The organism is Fretibacter rubidus, assembly GCF_041429785.1.
Classification (GTDB): Bacteria; Pseudomonadota; Alphaproteobacteria; order Caulobacterales; family Maricaulaceae; genus Fretibacter; species Fretibacter rubidus.
Genome location: NZ_CP163423.1, coordinates 2169789 through 2188443 on the forward strand (window position 1 = coordinate 2169789; position 18655 = coordinate 2188443).

The 18655-nt window shown below is 52.7% G+C and carries 20 protein-coding genes; 7 read left to right on the forward strand and 13 right to left on the reverse strand.

Going from position 1 to position 18655, the window contains the following annotated elements; translation table 11 throughout:
- Nucleotides 1-13 precede the first annotated feature (13 nt).
- A complete protein-coding gene (locus tag AB6B37_RS10060) occupies nt 14-745 on the reverse strand; it encodes a bacteriorhodopsin-like (protein ID WP_371395644.1) in 732 nt (243 codons plus the stop codon).
- Between the two features lie 342 nt (nt 746-1087).
- On the opposite strand from AB6B37_RS10060, the gene AB6B37_RS10065 reads away from it, so the two are divergent.
- From AB6B37_RS10065 to AB6B37_RS10085, 5 genes are all read left to right on the forward strand, one after another.
- The gene (locus AB6B37_RS10065) at nt 1088-1672 is read left to right on the forward strand and encodes an acyloxyacyl hydrolase (protein WP_371395645.1); all 585 of its coding nucleotides are present in this window, start codon (nt 1088-1090) and stop codon (nt 1670-1672) included.
- A gap of 129 nt (nt 1673-1801) precedes the next feature.
- Entirely contained in the window at nt 1802-3100 is a 1299-nt protein-coding gene (locus AB6B37_RS10070) for an adenylosuccinate synthase (protein WP_371395646.1), read from the forward strand.
- Nucleotides 3100-3531, forward strand: coding sequence for a GFA family protein (locus AB6B37_RS10075; protein WP_371395647.1), 432 nt, complete (start codon nt 3100-3102; stop codon nt 3529-3531). Before AB6B37_RS10070 ends, AB6B37_RS10075 begins: the two co-directional genes overlap by 1 nt.
- Nucleotides 3528-4193 (forward strand): hypothetical protein, encoded by a 666-nt coding sequence (locus tag AB6B37_RS10080; RefSeq protein ID WP_371395648.1) that lies wholly within the window; start codon nt 3528-3530, stop codon nt 4191-4193. The genes AB6B37_RS10075 and AB6B37_RS10080 overlap by 4 nt, the downstream gene beginning before the upstream one ends.
- Nucleotides 4194-4230: 37 nt before the next feature.
- Nucleotides 4231-5145: a DMT family transporter gene (locus AB6B37_RS10085; RefSeq protein WP_371395649.1), complete on the forward strand. Its 915-nt coding sequence runs from the start codon at nt 4231-4233 to the stop codon at nt 5143-5145.
- Here AB6B37_RS10085 and thiD read toward each other — a convergent pair.
- From thiD to tolQ, 10 genes are all read right to left on the reverse strand, one after another.
- Nucleotides 5142-6050, reverse strand: a complete 909-nt coding sequence (gene thiD, locus AB6B37_RS10090) for a bifunctional hydroxymethylpyrimidine kinase/phosphomethylpyrimidine kinase (RefSeq protein ID WP_371395650.1) — start codon at nt 6048-6050, stop codon at nt 5142-5144. The genes AB6B37_RS10085 and thiD overlap by 4 nt on opposite strands.
- A 437-nt stretch (nt 6051-6487) precedes the next feature.
- Entirely contained in the window at nt 6488-7303 is an 816-nt protein-coding gene (gene folP, locus AB6B37_RS10095; protein ID WP_371395651.1) for a dihydropteroate synthase, read from the reverse strand.
- 257 nt (nt 7304-7560) lie between these two features.
- Entirely contained in the window at nt 7561-9477 is a 1917-nt protein-coding gene (ftsH, locus tag AB6B37_RS10100) for an ATP-dependent zinc metalloprotease FtsH (RefSeq protein ID WP_371395652.1), read from the reverse strand.
- 113 nt (nt 9478-9590) lie between these two features.
- Nucleotides 9591-10820, reverse strand: coding sequence for a tRNA lysidine(34) synthetase TilS (gene tilS / locus AB6B37_RS10105; protein ID WP_371395653.1), 1230 nt, complete (start codon nt 10818-10820; stop codon nt 9591-9593).
- A 51-nt stretch (nt 10821-10871) separates the two neighbouring features.
- Nucleotides 10872-11801, reverse strand: coding sequence for a tetratricopeptide repeat protein (locus AB6B37_RS10110; protein ID WP_371395654.1), 930 nt, complete (start codon nt 11799-11801; stop codon nt 10872-10874).
- 140 nt (nt 11802-11941) lie between these two features.
- Nucleotides 11942-12529, reverse strand: coding sequence for a peptidoglycan-associated lipoprotein Pal (pal, locus tag AB6B37_RS10115; protein ID WP_371395655.1), 588 nt, complete (start codon nt 12527-12529; stop codon nt 11942-11944).
- A gap of 157 nt (nt 12530-12686) precedes the next feature.
- Nucleotides 12687-14006, reverse strand: coding sequence for a Tol-Pal system beta propeller repeat protein TolB (gene tolB / locus AB6B37_RS10120; RefSeq protein WP_371395656.1), 1320 nt, complete (start codon nt 14004-14006; stop codon nt 12687-12689).
- Nucleotides 14007-14056: 50 nt separating this feature from the next.
- The gene (locus tag AB6B37_RS10125; protein ID WP_371395657.1) at nt 14057-14887 is read right to left on the reverse strand and encodes a hypothetical protein; all 831 of its coding nucleotides are present in this window, start codon (nt 14885-14887) and stop codon (nt 14057-14059) included.
- 27 nt (nt 14888-14914) lie between these two features.
- A complete protein-coding gene (locus tag AB6B37_RS10130; protein WP_371395659.1) occupies nt 14915-15361 on the reverse strand; it encodes an ExbD/TolR family protein in 447 nt (148 codons plus the stop codon).
- A gap of 2 nt (nt 15362-15363) precedes the next feature.
- Nucleotides 15364-16134, reverse strand: coding sequence for a protein TolQ (tolQ, locus tag AB6B37_RS10135; protein WP_371395660.1), 771 nt, complete (start codon nt 16132-16134; stop codon nt 15364-15366).
- Nucleotides 16135-16423: 289 nt separating this feature from the next.
- On the opposite strand from tolQ, the gene AB6B37_RS10140 reads away from it, so the two are divergent.
- Both AB6B37_RS10140 and AB6B37_RS10145 read left to right on the forward strand, forming a co-directional pair.
- On the forward strand, nt 16424-16795 hold the full coding sequence (locus AB6B37_RS10140) for a hypothetical protein (RefSeq protein ID WP_371395662.1): 372 nt from the start codon (nt 16424-16426) through the stop codon (nt 16793-16795).
- Complete coding sequence (locus AB6B37_RS10145; protein ID WP_371395663.1) at nt 16785-17384, forward strand: DUF1287 domain-containing protein; 600 nt, start codon at nt 16785-16787, stop codon at nt 17382-17384. The genes AB6B37_RS10140 and AB6B37_RS10145 overlap by 11 nt, the downstream gene beginning before the upstream one ends.
- Here AB6B37_RS10145 and AB6B37_RS10150 read toward each other — a convergent pair.
- Entirely contained in the window at nt 17381-17725 is a 345-nt protein-coding gene (locus tag AB6B37_RS10150; RefSeq protein ID WP_371395665.1) for a DUF3088 family protein, read from the reverse strand. The two genes, AB6B37_RS10145 and AB6B37_RS10150, sit on opposite strands and share 4 nt — an antisense overlap.
- An 18-nt stretch (nt 17726-17743) precedes the next feature.
- Complete coding sequence (locus AB6B37_RS10155) at nt 17744-18598, reverse strand: hypothetical protein (RefSeq protein ID WP_371395666.1); 855 nt, start codon at nt 18596-18598, stop codon at nt 17744-17746.
- Nucleotides 18599-18655: the final 57 nt, after the last annotated feature.

Genomic DNA, 18655 nt, shown 5'->3' on the forward strand with positions numbered 1-18655 from the left:
GATCGTGACACGATTAGCCCGCTTTTTGCGCCGCTTCGTATCTGATGCGCTCGCTGTCCGACGTTGCCGCCGCCCAAATCACGACACCAAAGGCAATCTTGTTCACAAAGTCCGCGAGGTTATAGATGAGGTTTAGAGTCCCCTCATTGGCGCCTGGTTCACCTATGTATCCGAGGATGTAACCAATTGGGTAAATTGCCCAACCGACGGTTACAATCCAACGCAAGGCGTTAAACGCTTTTTGCGAGGCAACTGACCCTGAGCCAGCATTAATCTTGCTCGCTTCACCGGCAAAGATTTCATAGATGATATAAAACCATGCCAGCGTACCGACGATGAACATTGGCCATAATAGACCACCTTGCACCACCTCACCGATATAACCCGTAACGAGCATGACAACCGATGCAATCAGCAATTTCCAGAACAAGGCTGCGCGGACAACAGCCACGGCAGTCAAGATCAAGAAAAACTCAACGATTTGTAGTGGCACAGTCAAAAGCCAATCCACATAACGGAAGACCGTTGGGCTTTCACCTGTGACTGCCCAAACATCGCGCATATAAAAATAGTGGATAGCGGCAATACCGGTCACCATTGCCGCAACTGTTAATGATGTTTTCCATTTTCCAACGGCACGGTCGCGTTCGACCCAGAAAAAGAAAGTGGCCGCCACCATGGCAGCCGAAATGATCCAAAAGGATACGCCGACGAGATCGCCGGGATCTAACATGGTTTTTTCCATAATAATCCCCATAAGTTTACAGAACAGCATGATGGCTGAACAATTTGGCTACGGCGGGTTTTTCGATGAAGATGGGGCAAGAGTTAATTTTTATTAACGATGGGCGGTTTTGTCGTAAATAGGATATTTCAATGAAAACAGTGCAAGTCGAGTATAAAGTATAATAAAATCAATGCCTTAAACACTCACATCTCTTTATAAAATTGGTTTAAATTAATTAAACCCCCATCCATAACAGCTCAAAATGATTTGAAAATAGCACCATAATTGCGAAACTTTAAGTATGATTGGGCCGCAATTAATCCTACCGCTATCTAGGGCAGACGATAATTGGGGACATTTATGACACTTAAAACCACACTCACCGCATTTGCTTTAATGACCTTTTTGTCGGCGCCTGCACATGCCCAAATATCTGAAATTCGCGCTGGCCTAACAGAATTTGACGAAACAACGACGGGCATAAATTGGGGCGCGGGTATGGGCCGCGAAAACAGTATCGGCATTAATGCCGAACTGATTTTTGACCCCCTTCTAGGCAAGGATAAATCTCTACGCCTTCATCCTTATATTGGCGGCATGGTCAATTTAAACGGTGATACATCCTACGCCGCTGCGGGTGTGATGCTCCGCAAAGATTTTACGCAAAAGTTTTACGGCGATATCGGTATCGGTCTTGCGGTGCATGACGGGCGTATTCAATTATCAGACTTGCCAAGGTCAGAACGCCGTGATGCTTTTCTAAACGGAATTTCTTTTGGCTCTCGATTTTTATTCCGTCCGCAAATCACCTTGGGTTACCGGATTGATGACAACTGGGCGGGTGAGGTCTTTATGGATCACCTATCAAATGGCAACGTCCTAGACAGCACTGGTATTAACGAGGGCGTTGATAACCTCGGTATCCGCGTGGCGCGGCGCTTTTAAACTCTTGTAGATAACTCGGTTTAGGCCTCGCAATCCGTGCGCCTTTTGGCTATTAGCTGTAAAAGTCTGGTCATGATTCTGGGCGGGGGATAATCCGCGCGCGTTGATGACATTATAAAAGAGGCTTTTATGTCAAACGTCGTGGTAGTCGGATCCCAATGGGGTGACGAGGGTAAAGGCAAGATCGTTGATTGGTTATCCAACCGCGCCGATGTTGTTGTACGGTTCCAAGGCGGGCACAATGCGGGCCATACGCTTGTCGTTGACGGAGAAACTTATAAATTATCACTCCTACCGTCTGGCGTCGTGCGCGGCGGGAAGATGTCCGTTATCGGTAACGGCGTCGTGCTTGACCCTTGGGCTTTTGTCTCTGAAGTCGAACGTATCCGCGACCAAGGCGTGAAGATCAATCCAGAAAACCTCCTCATATCAGAGAGCGCCGCCCTCATCCTGCCTATCCATAGTGAGCTTGACGGTATTCGCGAAAACCAAGTCGACGGTATCAAAATCGGTACGACTAAACGCGGTATTGGTCCCGCCTATGAGGACAAAGTCGCGCGCCGCGCCATTCGCGTTTGTGATTTGGATGATCCTGAACATCTTCTGGCGCGTGTGAAAAACCTGCTGCATCACCATAATGCGCTGCGAGTTGGCTTGGGCCACCTCGAAGTGGATCCAAAAGACCTTTATGAGAAACTGCTAGAGATTGCCCCGCAAATCCTGCCCTATATGGCCCCCGTTTGGCACGAACTTGACGAGGCGCAGCGGTCTGAGAAAAAGATATTATTCGAAGGCGCGCAAGGGGCGATGCTTGATATTGATCACGGCACTTACCCCTTTGTCACCAGTTCCAACACCATTGCGGGCCAAGCGGCGGCGGGCTCTGGCATGGGGCCGCGCGCGCTGAACTATATCCTTGGTATTACCAAAGCCTATACCACCCGCGTTGGCGAAGGTCCCTTCCCGACTGAACTGGACGATGACATTGGTCACCGCTTGGGCGAACGCGGCCATGAATTTGGCACTGTCACAGGTCGCCAGAGACGCTGTGGTTGGTTTGACGCCGTCATGGTTCGCCAAGCGATTGTCACAGGCGGCATTACAGGCATCGCGCTGACAAAGCTTGATGTGTTGGACGGCTTTGCAGAGCTTAAAATTTGTACGGGCTATAAGCTAGACGGCAAAATCGTGCGCCGCTTGCCTGCCGGTACAGCCAAACAAGCCGCAGTCGAGCCGATTTATGAGAGCATGCCAGGATGGCAAGGCAGCACACGCGGCGCGCGCTCTTGGGCTGAGTTGCCCGCAGAAGCCGTCAAATATGTCCGAAGGCTGGAAGAGCTTATTGGCTGCCCCGTCGGTATGGTGTCCACATCGCCCGAACGCGAAGACGTTATTCTTATCCGCGACCCGTTCAAACCGATTATCTAATGCGCGACCCGCAAACGTCCCGTCAATACACAGGCCAATGCCACTGCGGGGCGGTGCAATTTTCCATTCATAGCAATCTGGCAGAGTTCACGACCTGCGATTGTTCGCTATGCGCCATGCGCGGCGCGTTAATGGTCAAAGTGCCGGAAGCTGATCTAAAGATTGACCAAGGCAAGGACGCCCTCACCCTGTACCAATGGAATATGAAAATCGCGCGTCATTATTTTTGCAAGTCCTGCGGGATCTATGTCCTTCACAATAAACGCGCAGCCCCTGATCATTACGGCGTCAATGTCCGCACGCTAATGGGTGTTGCCGACACGGACGCCCCGCACCGCGCGACCAAAGGCGATGATATGAGTGTCGCGGCGCAAGGCGCGCAAGACCACTGGCCGGGGCCAAGAGTGATAACTAACGGCAAAAAACCGTGAGTACACAACGCTCCAACCCGATAGCGGATTGGACCGCTTACCTCAGCGGATGGATAAGTATCACCCTATACGGGTTTTTGGTCTTTGAATTGCTGCGCCTTTGGACGCACCCGACAGACGCCGACGCACTGCGCGTCCTTACACTTGCGGTGATGATGGCCATGGAATTTATCATGGCCCATTCCGGCGTCTTTATGGCGGCGATGAGCCGTTCAAAAGCGATGATTATCCTAATACCGTTTTATGGATTATTTGCATGGGGCTTTAGCAGTTATGTTCCCGGTAATGACATGATGTGGCTTTATTTTGGCGTCGTCGCGATGCGGATGCGCTTTGCCTTTTCCAACCCTACAGAGGATCAGGTCGGACGCAATATCGGGCTGTCGGCGGTGGTGGTCATGACCTATTTTGTCTTAATATTTATTTTCGCCTTTAACGCGGATAATATCCCGCTGTTTGGCTTAACGCCTGAATATTTAACGGCCAGCGGTTATCACGACTTGCACGATAGTGGCGGGATATTCATTGACCAACCCAATGTCGCGCTCGCCATGGGGGTGGTCTATTTCACCCTTATCGCAATTTGGGAATTCCTAATTTACGGCATGTTGAAATGGCCGGGACGCAAGGATAAGAGCGGCCATCAAAACCCGTCCACATAATCATTGACCGACTCAGTCCCGCTTGCGAGAGCGTGATATGAGCCTTCCCTCACCAAAGACCTTACATGCGGATATATCCACCGCGCGGCTTTTACTGTCGGCGCTTGCGCTGGTGTTGATATGGGGCAGCGCCTTTACGATGGTCGGGGTGGGTGTGCGCTATATAAGCCCCATATGGCTCGTCGCGGGACGGCTTGTTTTTGGGGCAATGTTGGTCACGACTTACGCTTATCTTCGCGGACACCGCTTTCCGAAACTGTCAGATGTGCGCTGGCGCTGGTACGGGCTCCTCGGCATCACAGGCACAGTGCTGCCGTTCTTTTTACTTTCTGTCGGGCAGCTGACGATTAATAGCGGTATCACGGCCATTATCGTGGGCGGTATGCCGCTTATCACTATAATTTTGGCGCATTTCTTTACTGATGAACGGCTTACGGTGATGAAGTTCATCGGCTTTACCATTGGGTTTTTTGGAATTTTTGTTTTGTTCCTGCCCGATGAATTATCGCTGGGATTAATTAGTGATTGGAAGGCGCAGGTTCTGATCCTGCTCGCGGCGTGCAGCTATGCGGTCACCACAGTCTTTGCCAAACGCGTGCCCAAAACCCCCGCCAGCCTCGGCGCTGCGATGATGCTGATTTGCGGGGCGTCAGTGTCGGTGATCTTTGCGCTCGGCTCTGGCATTCCCGATGCTGCCCCGCCCATGATTGGGTTTTTGATGATTATCGGATTGGGATTAGGCTCCAGCGGGCTGGCCAATATCCTCTATCTTTGGGTGATTGATAAATCAGGGCCGACCATGCTGGCGCGTATTAATTATTTCACGCCTGTGGCCTCTGTGATTTTCGGCGTGACGCTATTATCAGAGCCGTTTACATGGAAGATTGTCGCCTCATTCCTGATTGTCATTACGGGCGTGATGATATCGCGTATCGGCCAGAATAGACGCTAGCTATCCAGCCCACCTTTTAACACGGCGAAGGGGTTATTGGACGGCGGTTCATCATCTGTTACTCCGTCTTCGCCAATTACCGCAAGACCGTGATTAAGCGGCCCATTGCCTTTGCCAAATTTCGGGGCGGAACGGATGCCTTCAAACACGAAGTCACGCGCGTTTTGCACGGCTTCTTCTAAGGGCACACCCAGCGCCATATTGGCTGCCAGAGCGCTCGCCAGCGTACAACCTGTCCCGTGGGTGTGGCGCGAATAAATGCGCGGCCCCGTCATCATATTGGCACCTTCCTCTGTCACTAATATATCGACAATGGATTTTGTGTCCAAATGCCCGCCCTTCATAAGCGCCGCATATGCCCCCATGGACAGTAGCGCGTCGCCCGCTTTGGACAGGTCGGAAATCTCTGTAATCTTAATCCCCGTCAGCATCTCTGCCTCGGGCACATTGGGGGTAATGACATCGCATAGCGGGATGAGTTTTGTCTTCAAAGCCTCAACCGCATCATCCTCTAGCAATGTATCACCAGAGGTCGCGACCATGACAGGGTCAAGCACGACATAGGCGGGTGTATCGGCCAGTTCCTCGGCGACAACATCGATGATCGCGGCGTTGGCGAGCATACCAATCTTAATGACGTCCGCACCAATATCGTCGAGAACCGCGCGAATTTGCCCGCGCACAATATCCGCTGGCATGACCTCCACCGCGCTCACGCCTAATGTGTTTTGTACCGTCACCGCCGTCACCGCCGTCGCGCTGTAAGCCCCAAAAGCCGCGCAAGATTTAATGTCTGCTTGTATGCCCGCCCCGCCAGAGGAATCGGACCCGGCGATGATTAAGACGCGGCCTTGGGTTTCAGGATGGGTGATGTCGGGTGTGTCGGTGTTAGTGTCGTTTGTCATAATTATACTGCGTCAAACCTTCATTGTGTCGTCTTATGCGAGGGTAGAATGTCAAAATTTCGTATAGCCAAACACATCCCAGCGCTACCATTAACAGCCCTGATATTTTCCATTCCATCTTATCCGCCAACAACAACATAACTGACAGACTCATAATAAAAAGCCCAACCTTTGTCTGTCCGAAGTAAAAGCGATGTCCACCCCAAAGTCCAAGAAAAACTAACGCAAGTGTCGCCTTATTAATAGAGAGCGTTAGCGGATGTTTATAGGGCTCCATGAACATTAGCCTCCGTGAATAACTCAATTACACTTAACACAATTCTTGCGTCATGCCCGCCCTTGTGGCGGGTATCCATACGATAGTCTCACTGTTGTGAACGCTGCAAGTTATACGCATGGATCACCGACACAGGGTCGGTGATGACGGTGTATTATGCTCACCCACCATCAATTGCCCCCCATACCCGCACCGCTTGCATTGTCTCCATTACGTCATGCACGCGAAGTATATCGGCCCCTGCTTGCATCCCCCAAATTGCGGCCGCGAGGCTGCCTGCGAGGCGTCTGTCTGCTGTGCTGCCGTCTATGCCGCCTATGAAGCTTTTGCGCGACGCGCCGAGTAACACGTCGCAGCCCAGCGTTTTAAAGTCTTTGAGATTTTTCATTATGGCGAGGTTATGCTCCAGCGTTTTGCCAAAGCCTATACCGGGGTCAATCGTAATCAAATCACGGTCAATGCCAGCAAATTCGAGCGCGTCAATGCGCTTTGCGAGGTAGTCTTTGACGTCCGCAACAGGGTCATCATAACGCGGATAATGCTGCATGGTCTCTGGGCTGCCTTGGGCGTGCATGACGATGACGGGACAGCCCAAATCTGCCGCGATTTTGGCGGATACCTTCGTGAAGGTCAGGCCGCTAACATCGTTCCAAATATCGGCCCCGACATGCACCGCCGCAATGGCGACAGAGGGCTTTCGCGTATCAATGGATATGACGGGCGGGTCAACATGATCCTGCGTTGCGCGGCGAATGGCGGCAATGACGGGGACAGTGCGTTCAATCTCGACTTCATCGGAAATTTGTTCAGCCCCTGGGCGTGTGCTCTCCCCGCCAATGTCTATAATATCCGCGCCTTGCTCGATAAGGCTCATCGCGCCTTTCACGGCAAGCTCAAGGCTATCATATTGCCCGCCGTCAGAAAAACTATCCGGCGTGACGTTGAGGATTCCCATGATTTTTGGACGCGTGGTCATGAGTGTGATGTAACGCGTTGAACGAGGGCATGGAAGAGCGAAATTATAAGCCCCTTGCCCCAACTCACAAATTAATATTGCCGTCACCCTCGGGCTTGACCCGAGGGTCTAACAATAGGGGTGAAAAAAATTCAGATGGACCCTCGGGTCAAGCCCGAGGGTAACGTCATAATTGAGTGAGCGAATGTAGAAACAATGCCCTCCAATAAAAAACGCCGCCCGTTGAGGCGGCGCTTATTATCACATGTTTTACACGCCTACCCTTCGGGCTGCGCATCACCAATAGGCTTGGGTTTGTTTTTCCCCGTCAGCGGCACAGCGGATACGCTGGGGCGTTTGCCTTTGCCGTCGGGGCGTTTGGGTTTGATGCCATCTGACAGCAGGACTTTAATTTCGTCGCCTGACAGCGTTTCATATTCCAGCAGGGCTTCGGCGAGCGCGACCCAATCCTTCTTTTTCTTCTTTAGGATTTTCTGTGCGGTCTCATGCGCCTCTGTGACAAAGCGTTTAATCTCGCTTTCAATCAGCTTTGACGTTTCGGGCGAAATCGACGACCCGCGACCAATACCAGGATGGAAGCTTTGCTGATCCGTGTCCTTATAAGCAATTGGACCGATGGCATCGGACAGGCCCCATTCGGTCACCATAGCGGTGGCGATACGGGTGACTTGTTCAATATCAGAGCTGGCGCCCGATGTGACTTTGTCATAACCAAAGTGCAATTCCTCTGCCGCGCGGCCGCCCATGGCCATGGCCATACGGGCAATCATTTCTTCGCGCGACTGGCTAATCTGATCCCGTTCGGGCATATATTGCACCATACCCAGCGCACGACCGCGCGGGATGATGGTGGCCTTATGGATCGGCAAACTGCCGGGCATATTAAGACCTACAATGGCGTGTCCGGCCTCGTGATACGCCGTCATAGCCTTCTCTTCATCGGTCATAGCAAGGGTGCGGCGTTCTGCGCCCATCATGACTTTGTCACGCGCATCTTCAAATTCGCGCTGCGTGATTTTCAGCTTATTGCGGCGCGCAGACAATAACGCAGCCTCATTGACGAGGTTGGCAAGGTCAGCCCCAGAGAAGCCGGGCGTACCGCGCGCGATATATTTCACGTCCACATCGGCGGCCATTGGCTTGCCTTTCATATGGACCTCTAGGATTTTTTCGCGCCCTGAAATATCGGGATAGGGCACTTCGATTTGGCGGTCAAAACGACCGGGACGGAGCAACGCCTTATCAAGCACATCGGGACGGTTGGTCGCTGCGATGATGATGACACCTTCGTCGCCCGCAAAGCCGTCCATTTCGACAAGCAGTTGGTTTAGCGTTTGCTCTCGCTCTTCGTGACCGCCTGACGTGCCCACACCGCGGTGGCGGCCAACGGCATCAATCTCGTCGATAAAGATGATACAAGGCGCATTTTTGCGGGCATCCGCGAACATATCGCGCACACGCGATGCGCCGACGCCGACAAACATTTCAACAAAGTCAGAGCCGGAAATTGTAAAGAACGGCACACCCGCTTCGCCCGCAACCGCGCGCGCAAGTAATGTCTTACCTGTACCGGGAGGGCCCACAAGAAGCGCACCCGTCGGAATTTTCGCACCAAGGCGTGTGTAACGAGAGCTATCGCGGAGGAACTCCACGACTTCGCGCAGATCTTCTTTAGCGCTTTCAACACCAGCAACATCGTCAAATGTTTTACGACCCGACAGTTCGGTCAGCAGCTTGGCCTTGGATTTACCAAAGCTCATCGCGCCGCCGCGACCGCCGCCCTGCATAGAGCGCATGAAAAGCATGGCGATACCAATGATAAGAATGAGCGGTAGGAAGTTGAGCAAAACACTGGCCAGCGGGCTCATGCGTTTTTCTTCTTTGACGGTCACAGAGACGCCAGATTCTTCGAGCATATCGACAACTTTGTCTTGATACTGAAGTGCATTCACCGTGTAGAGTGAGCCGTCGCTTCTCTCGCCAGAGATTTTAGACGCATCAGCGGTCACATTAGCCGTCTTAATCTGGCCAGCTTCAACCGCTTTTATATAGTCACTATAAATAATTTCGTCAGAGGCGCTTTGACCTGCTGTGTTGGACGTCATCGCCACCATGACAAGGAACATGGTCCCGATCAGGCCCCACATAATGATATTGCGCATCTTGCTATTCATAGGTCACACCGTAAATGTCGTTATAAGCTCACTGTAACATAGGGAGCCCGCTTTGAAACCGAAAGGTTCTCGCGTGGTTATTTTGCATACGTTTGGACCGTCGGTGTCAGTTTTTAATCAAGGGCCGCTTTCATGCGCGACAAAACCGCCGACTCTAGGGTTACCAATGCTGGATTCTCTCCATGCCCCACCGCAATGGGCTGCGTGTCTTTAAAAATCAGGGGCAAGGTTGGACGCACCTTTGTGGGTATATCTTTCACGACCGCCGCTATTGGTGCAGGCAAGGCGCTAATATGACCTTGAAGCGGACTAACGGACAAGCCGTCAAGATGCGCCGTAATCCACCACCGGCCATCCCAGAGTATCGGGATGCCTTTGGTTAATCTCATGCGCGAAGGGATTGCAGCCTTATCAGCACGCGCGACAACAGCACCGGGGTTGCGTATGATTATAACGTCACGGTCATTTTTGATAATTTGACACCCCGCTAATGTCACAGTCACGTGGTTTTCGGTCTTTAATCTTTCGCTCAAACGGGCCAGTTTATCGCGGGCAATCATACCGCCCTGCCCGCCGACAGCCTCTAAGCACAAGGTTAGAAACCGCGACGTGACAGGAAACACCATTTGAATAAATCCGTTGGGGTCAATTTTGAACCGGTTGTTCATTGTTGAGCGTAATGTCGCCCGCTCAGCCTCTAGCCCAGCCCGCGCTTCGACACCTAAGGCCAGCATGGATGCGCGCAAATCGGGATCAGCGGCAAGCCTGTCACGGACTTTAATCCGCGTAAAATCCCGATTTTCATTGGACGGATCATCGACAAAGGGCAGCTTATGCGCGTCCAGATAGCGGCGAATATCCGCGCGGCTTATGCCTAACAGGGGCCGCCAAACGCGCACCCCCGCCAACGCTGGCCAAATGGGCGCGTCGACCACCCGCGCCATACCCGCAGCACCGCGTAGTCCTGTGTGCCTATCCATGCGCATCAACACAGTCTCGGCTTGATCGTCTTCGGTATGGCCTGTGATAAGATCAGTGATACCCTGCGCGCGGCAGGCTTCACCCATCAAGGTATAGCGCGCATGTCTGGCTTTGGCTTGCAATCCTGTTTTGATGCCGTCGTGAACCCACGTTAGGATTTGCCCGTCCAAGCCAAGCGATGTCGCAAAAGCCAAAGCGTCTTTGGCTTCCAGATTTGAGCCGCCGCGTAGGCCGTGATCAACAATAAGAACATAGGGATTACGCGCCCGTACAGCGTGAAGCAGCGCCGTGCTATCGCCCCCGCCTGAAAAGGCAATAGCGAAACGACCATCAGGTAAATACGGCTCTAGGTCAAAATCCATGCGCCCTTATAACGCGCACGCGCAAGATTGCGAGTAACTAGCATCCCGTGCTTAACAGCCTGTGCGGGCCATCTCCAGATTGGCTTTGTTTTGCACATCCAGTGACGCATTGGGGTATTGTGTCGGGAAGCTATCCAGCGCCGCGCAAGCCTCGTCTTTATTACCGAGTTGGCGCATCGTCGCGGCGAGACCCACCATAGCGTTAGGTGCGAAATCACCCTGCGGGGCTTTACGCATGGAGGTGATATAGGCGTCCGCCGCGTCGGCATAACCGCCGCGCACAAAATAACTCTCACCCAGCCAGTAGTTCACATCGCCCGCATCCGCTGCGTCGGGATTAATGTCTAAATATTGGCGAAACGCGATTTGCGCGCCAGAAAAATCACCCTCGGCTAGTTTCTGTTTGCCTGTTTCAGGCAGGGTGTCGACATTAAATTGCTGCACGCCAATTGTGCGCTCACCAAAGGTTGGCGGCGGAGAGACCGCATTGGGCTGGTTCGGGTCAAATGTGCCCTCGCTTGGAAAGTTGGGTTGCATGCCAGTGCCGCCTTGCAGCGTATCAACAGACCCAAAACTTTGACCAGAGCCAAAGTTCTGTCCAGACGGCTGGTTTTGAAAAGGACGGCGCGACTGCTCTTGGGCAATCAAATCAACGGCGTCCAAATGGGTTTGCGTGCGGCTTGCCAATGCTTGCAAGCCCTCAAGTTGCGCGGCTAATCCCGCCACATCCGTGCGCAGCTGGTCACGCTCAAACCGAAGGCGTTCCACGTCACCCGTCAATGTGCGCATTTCACCCTCCAACGCGTCCATGCGCTGCATGAGCCGTTCAGCCGCCGGGTCACCCGTCAGCATACGGCTCTCAAGGCGCGAGAGGCGGTCAATGATAATGGCGTCCTGCGCAGCCAGTTCTTTACGGCTTTGCGCATGGGCGGGCACAGACATTAACATCACAAGGCAAAAAGCTGAAATAAGACGCAACATAGCAAGCTCCGATAAAACTAAAATGACGACACAAAAAGGCCGCTAGTAATGAGTGTCCCCATTCATAGCGGCCAGATTATGTCATGTCTGATTAAATGACAGTTAAGATGGTTAGCAAATCCTTAAAACGGCTCGCCTGCTTAGCCAACAGTGCCAGACATCAAATTTGTGTGGCCATTACGGTTTCGCGCCCAGCCTTCTTCATTGGAGCGACCATCAATCGGGCGTTCCTTACCATAGGACACAGTCGTCAAGCGGCTCGGCGCGACGCCTTGTCCGACAAGGAAGGATTTGACCGCTTCGGCGCGGCGCGCGCCCAAGGCCAGATTATATTCACGTGTACCGCGCTCATCGGCATTGCCTTCGATAACCGCTGTGACATTATCATAAAGCTTTAGCCAATCAGCCTGTGCGCGAAGGGCATTAATCGCGTCAGGGGATAGACGGTATTGATCATAGCCAAAATAAACACGCGCATCACCGCCTGCGCGGAATGCAAAGTCAGCAGCGGAGCCCGGGATAGGCAAGTTTGGATTAACCATCGGGGCCACAACAGGCGCAGGCGCCGTTTCCACGACGGGCTCGGGTTCAGGCTCTACAAAGACAGGCGCTGGCGCAGGGGCGGCGACTTGTTCAATAACAGGTTCAGGCTTTGTCGCACAGGCTGACAACATCGCCACAGCCGCAACGCCAGCAAGAAATTTAGGGGCAAGATTATTCAAAGTCATAATTTTCTCTCTTCATACACTCATGTCGAGTGTCTTGCTTTATTAAGCCAAAGCGCGGAACACATTTCAAGAGTTTCTCGCAAATTCTGACCTAGATTGACGCTTTTTAATCAATTTTCACGTCAATTCATCACGGTGGTCAACAACTCTGGTCAAATTAAGGCAGAAGCGGTGACCATGCGGGATCAGACGCCGCCGTTGGTGTCGGCACCTGGCGGAGGTTCTGCCCCGTTAAATCCACAGACCAAATTTGACTTGTTCCGCGTGTGCCGCGCGTTTCGCGACTAAACAGAATAACGCGACCATTGGGGGACCATGTCGGACCCTCATCAAGGAAGCTTTCCGTCAATAGGCGTTCGCCAGAGCCGTCAGGGTTCATCACGCCAATACCGAACTTGCCGCCGCCACTTTTAACAAAGGCAATCTTATCGCCGCGCGGTGACCAGACAGGGGCGCTGTAACGGCCCTTACCAAAGCTAATACGTTTTTGACCGGACCCGTCAGCATTCATAACGTAAAGCTGCGGGCTACCGCCGCGGTCAGAGTTAAAAACAATCTGACGTCCATCTGGTGAGAAGCTCGCCGAGACATCAATACCCGGATTAGTCGTCAGCTGTGTCGTACTGCGTGAGCGCAGGTTCATGACATAAATATCGCTATTATCGCGCTTCATTAAAGACAGAAGCATGTTCTCACCATCGGGTGAAAAACGCGGCGCAAAGGTCATGCCTGGGAAACTGCCCAGCAATTCGCGGCGGCCCGTTTCAATATCCAGCAAGTAAATCTGCGGGACGATATTTTCATAACTCATATAGGTAATTTTTTGCGCATTGGGCGAAAAGCGCGGCGTAATCACCGTGCGCGGTCCTGCGAGCAAATATTGCGCATTGGCCCCGTCTTGATCCATAATAGCTAGGCGCTTGCGGCGGTCAGTTTTTGGCCCTGTCTCGTCGATAAAAACAATGCGGCTGTCAAAATAGCCTGTTTCACCCGTGAGCTGGCTATAGATAGCGTCCGAGACTTTATGCGCCATGCGCTTCCAACTATCGGGGGTACCCGCCAGACGAACGCCCGATAATTGCGAGCCGCCAAATATATCCCAAAGGCGAAATTCAACCCGCATGCGGCTGTCTGACTCCATTACAATACGGCCAGACACCAGACCCTCGGCCTTGATTACGCGCCAATCAGCATAGGTCGGTTGATAATCAATATTGGTTTGCGTTTCGATAAAGGAGGCGGGGTCGAGCGATTTAAACAGGCCAGAGCGTTCTAAGTCCGCGCGCACGACGGCGGCTAGGTCTTTACCAATCTCACGGCCTTGGGCATTATTACTCATGAAGTCGGGCACGGCGATAGGCGTCGGGTCGAGATTACCTTTGGTGATATCAATTTTCAGCTGGGCGTGAGCCATTTGCGGCACCGCCACCATTAGGCTGGCGAGCAAAACAAATATCAGAGTTAAAAATCGCATCATATGTCCTTTATCGACAAAACCAAAAGCCCGCACGGACTTAAACGCCTCGACTAGGCTCTGGGCCTAAAGCTTAGCGTTAAATCTTTCCAGCCATTATACTGGTCTTTTGGCAGAAAATCATAGGGTTCGCATTTTTTAATCGCAGCCGCAGCGCGTTGTCGCGCCACTGCCGCATAAGGCCCGCTGCCCGTTTGACCCAACATCTGCACACTCTCGACATAACCATCGGGCAGTAAGCGCACGCGAAACTGCACTACAAGGCTCTCTGGATTAACGGCGTCACGGCTTTCGCGCCAACAGCGCAGCATTTCAGTTTGCAGCTTATCTAAAAGCGTGACGGATAGCCCCGTCCCCTCGCCGCTGGCTGTGCGCGACACATCGGCAAATTCATAGACATTTGTTTCTGATTGCAAGGCGACTTGCTGGTTCTTCTCTGGTGCAGCGTCGCGGGTGCGGTTCACGATGTCAGACAATCTGTCCAGATCAAAGGCGGGCTTTGTCGGTGGTTTGGGCTTATCATCTTTGTGCTTTGGGTCTGGCATAGGCGTGGCCTCAGCCAGCTTTTCAGGTGCTTGGTCAGGCTCTGGTTCAGGTTCAGGCGCTGGCGCAGCGTCGTCTTGGCGTTGCTCAACAACATCAGACTGCTCATCCGCATTCTCCATCGGCGTTTGCAGGCTCATGGGTGGGGCGTCTGGCTCCACGGCTCTCGGCTCTGGCGCCTTAATCGCGGCGCGCACATTGGTGATATCGGCCACGGTTAAAATCTCCACAGAGATAACCTGCCCCTGATCAAGCGTTGGGATAGAGCGCCCCATAAACAAAAGACCGCCCAGCAGCACAGTGCCGTGCAGCGCGATGGATATGGGGAGGCCGAAACTCATGAAACTAAACTCTCCTTGGGTCGTCCGCTATTGGCTGACGGGGTCTGTCACCAGACCCAGATTAGAATATCCAGCCGCATTAATCCGCGCCATGACTTTCATCACAGAGCCGTAATCCGAGGCATTATCACCGCGCAGATATATCCGTTCGTCATAGCCATTTTGCGCAATGGCAGACAGGCGCACAACAATATCATCCAGCGTGACTTCGGTTTCTTGCAAAAACACTGTGCCGTCTTTATCCACGGTAATCGTAATCGGCTCTGTCTCAGAGGGTAGAGACTTGGCGTCTGTCTTGGGAAGTTCGACGGGCACGCCGACTGATAATAAAGGCGCCGCGACCATAAACACAATCAGCAGCACAAGCATAACATCCACTAATGGGGTGACATTAATATCAGCATTAAGACGGTTACGCCGAGTGCGGCGACGGCCGCCGCGACCTCCGCCGCGAGATGAAACATTAGCACCCATGGCTAGCCGCCCTTATTGATTTTGCGCGACAGAATAGCCGAAAGCTCATCGGCATACCCTTCGAGGCGGCCAGAATAGCTATCAATTTTGCTTGAAAACAGATTAAAGAAAATCAAGGCAGGGATAGCGGCAATCAAGCCAAGCGCGGTCGCAAACAGCGCTTCGGCGATACCAGGAGCCACAACGGATAGATTGGTGTTTTGCGTCGCGGCAATCGCGCGAAAGGCGTTCATAATACCCCAAACTGTCCCGAACAATCCGATGAAGACCGAAGCCGACGCCACAATCGCGAGTACAGACATGCCGCGTTCAATCTTGGCCACTTCGCGGTTGACGACCAATGTCATCACCCGGTCAATGCGTTCGTGCGTGCTGTGCAGCGCCGCCTCGGACCGGTTGCCCGCTTTGCTTTCGTCCCATTCGCGCATGGCCGCCGCAAAAATGCGCGCCATCGGGTCGCGTGTATCATTTGATAGCCCTGCGTTTAGCTCGTCCAATGTACGGCCTGACCAAAAGGTTTCTTCAAAGGCGGTGGCCTTTTTACGCAACATGGAAAAGTTGATGAACTTATCAACCGCAATACCCCACGACCAAATTGAAAGTATAATCAGTAAAATCATGACTGATTTCACAACCCAATCGGCCAGCATAAACAAGCCGATAAAGGAAAAATCACCCACAGATTTTGCCGGATCAAGCGGCGCGGCCTGCATGATAATACTGGCCTCAAATAAAGGGGCCGCGGTAAGGAGCGTGATAGCCGTAAGCGTCATAATAAATCCGTTTCAAATCAAAGCTAGCGCTAACCTAGGGCCTCTTGGTCGTATCGACCAATTAACAGGCTGTAAGATTAGCGCTCCATTTAACTGGCACTGTCGTTTCGCTCCTGACTTAGCAAGGAAATATTAACCATAGCGTTAAGAAATCCGCTGTTTTTCTGAATTCCTGACAAAGGCGGCAAATTTGTGACGAAGTTTCTGCTATTTCGTCATATTATCTCCGTGTTTTGTGCTAGGCTGACCCTATATCCATATAAGAGATATAATCAGACTGGAGTCTATCATGCGTACCCTCGTAACCTTTGCTTTGCCGATCGCAGCCATTGCCGCCCTATCCGCGTGTAACACAGTGCCAGAGGTGCCCCCGGCCCCCGTCGTGGTCGAGGTTGAGCCTATACAAACCTGCGCGCCAGTCTCATCTTTGCAGCGCGTCGTTGTGCCGGCTGAGACAAAAATCATGTATGCCATCACCATGATTGACAATCCGCCCTATGACCCGATTGAGCGCAAGGAAAAACAAGTGCGCATCGTTAAGCCCGCCGAAATCTTATATGTCGATACTGAAGGCAAACAGGTCCTTGATATTTGCGAAGACGTCGAGATCGGCGCAACAGGCCCCGGTGTCGGCGAAACGATTCCCGCCGATGACGGCTAAGGTAGCCATATTATTAGCGCTACCCCTTTTATGTTGGGGTACGGCTTTGGCTGGCTCACCCGAGACCCTCGTCGATACAGCCCAAGCGCGAACAGAGCTATCCGTGCGCTACGACCCTGCCTATTTGCGGCTGGATTATCCCGGTGGGGACGTCCCCGCAGATACAGGTGTTTGCACCGATGTCATTATCCGCAGTTACCGAACGGCTTACGGCTTTGATTTTCAAAAGGCCGTGCATGTCGATATGCGCCGTGATTTTGACGCCTATCCTAATCATTGGGGCCTAAAGCGGGCGGATAAAAATATCGATCATCGCCGCGTGCCTAATCTGGAGGCCTATCTCACCCGCCAAGGGGCGAAACTCGCTCGCTCTAAAAAGCCCGCTGATTTTCTGCCCGGTGATATTGTGACGTGGCGCGTCGGTGGGCGCTTGCCGCATATCGGCATTGTCACGGACAAAACCGCGCCTGACGGTACGCCGCTTATCGTGCATAATATCGGCGCAGGACCCGTGGAAGATAATATCTTATTCGCCTATCCCATGACCGCGCATTTCCGCTTTCATCCAGATGCGAACAAACCCTCTTAGCGTGGTGTTGCCGTGCCGTATCGCGCCGCCCAATACCGGCCCATATCGCGCGCATTATTGATAAAGTGGTGACCCGATTTCGTCATAATCCCACATCCATCATAATGCGGACTACCGCTCGCCAAGACTAATGTCGGGCAGTTTTGGTTTTTATCACCGAGCATGGCCACCAAATCTGCGCGCGGTTTTTCTATCGATTGATAGATAATATCCACACCCTCTTTGATGGCAGGATAATACGCTAACACCCCCCAAATCTCGGCACATTCCTGGCAATATTCTCGCCGGTCATTATCAAAAAATCCGGGCGGCAGAAGAAAAAGTGTATCGCGTTTGGTCATGTCGCGTGTTTATCACAGCTACTCTGCCTTTGGAATGTGATATTTGCGGTCCCGCGCGGCCGGTAAGCTGTCTGGGCAAACGCGCACAACATCATAAGTGCCGTCCGGCGTGACCCCGCGTTTCATTTCGCATCCTTTTTTAACACCGTGCAACATATCCCAAAACTGGCCGTCTATGCCAATCCCTGGTAAAATCATAAATCCGTTTTCGCCAGCGATTTTACTACCCACTTTCAAGCGAATTTCGCGCTCTGACAGGCCGTAAAATTGCGACGGCATGCCCGTATCGGCGCGCGCTTGGGTCCAGACTTTGTCTGTGTCTGTCATTTGGTATTCGGCGAACACCTCCTTGCGCATGTCATTGCAATCCTCTGACAGCGATTGCAGGCAATCCACCGCCTCGCCCAGTCCTAGCCCCTCTAGCCTATCTGTGGCCAAGGGCGGTTTTAACGCCCAGAGAGAGCCGATGTAATCACCCCCGCCCGCCTCTGGCGAGAGGCTCGGGGCGGCAGATAATTCACCGTCCTTTGCCTCGCGTGCCGTGATTAACTCGCTGGGTGTTTCAGTAACAGGCGCGGTCTCAGCCACAGGTGCCACAGCGGGAGGTTTGACCTCTGGTATCGCTACCGCTTTGGGTGTGTCTATTGGCTCGGCGGGTGCCGGATTAGTGAGGGTGGATTGCGGCTCCTCTTTCACAGTGGGGGGCACGAGGGTCACGGATAAGGCCCGAAATTCTGGCAACGGCACTAGGGGGTCACGCACGATGCTTAGACTTGCCAGTAAGAAACCATGCAAAATCAACGCCGCAATAATCGCCTGTAAGCCCAGCGGCCCCGTCGTATCATTACACTCTATGCGATCCCCAATGTGCATAAGGCATATGGGTGGTCATGGCGCGACGTTGCAAGTTAAACGCTCGCAAGGTGACGG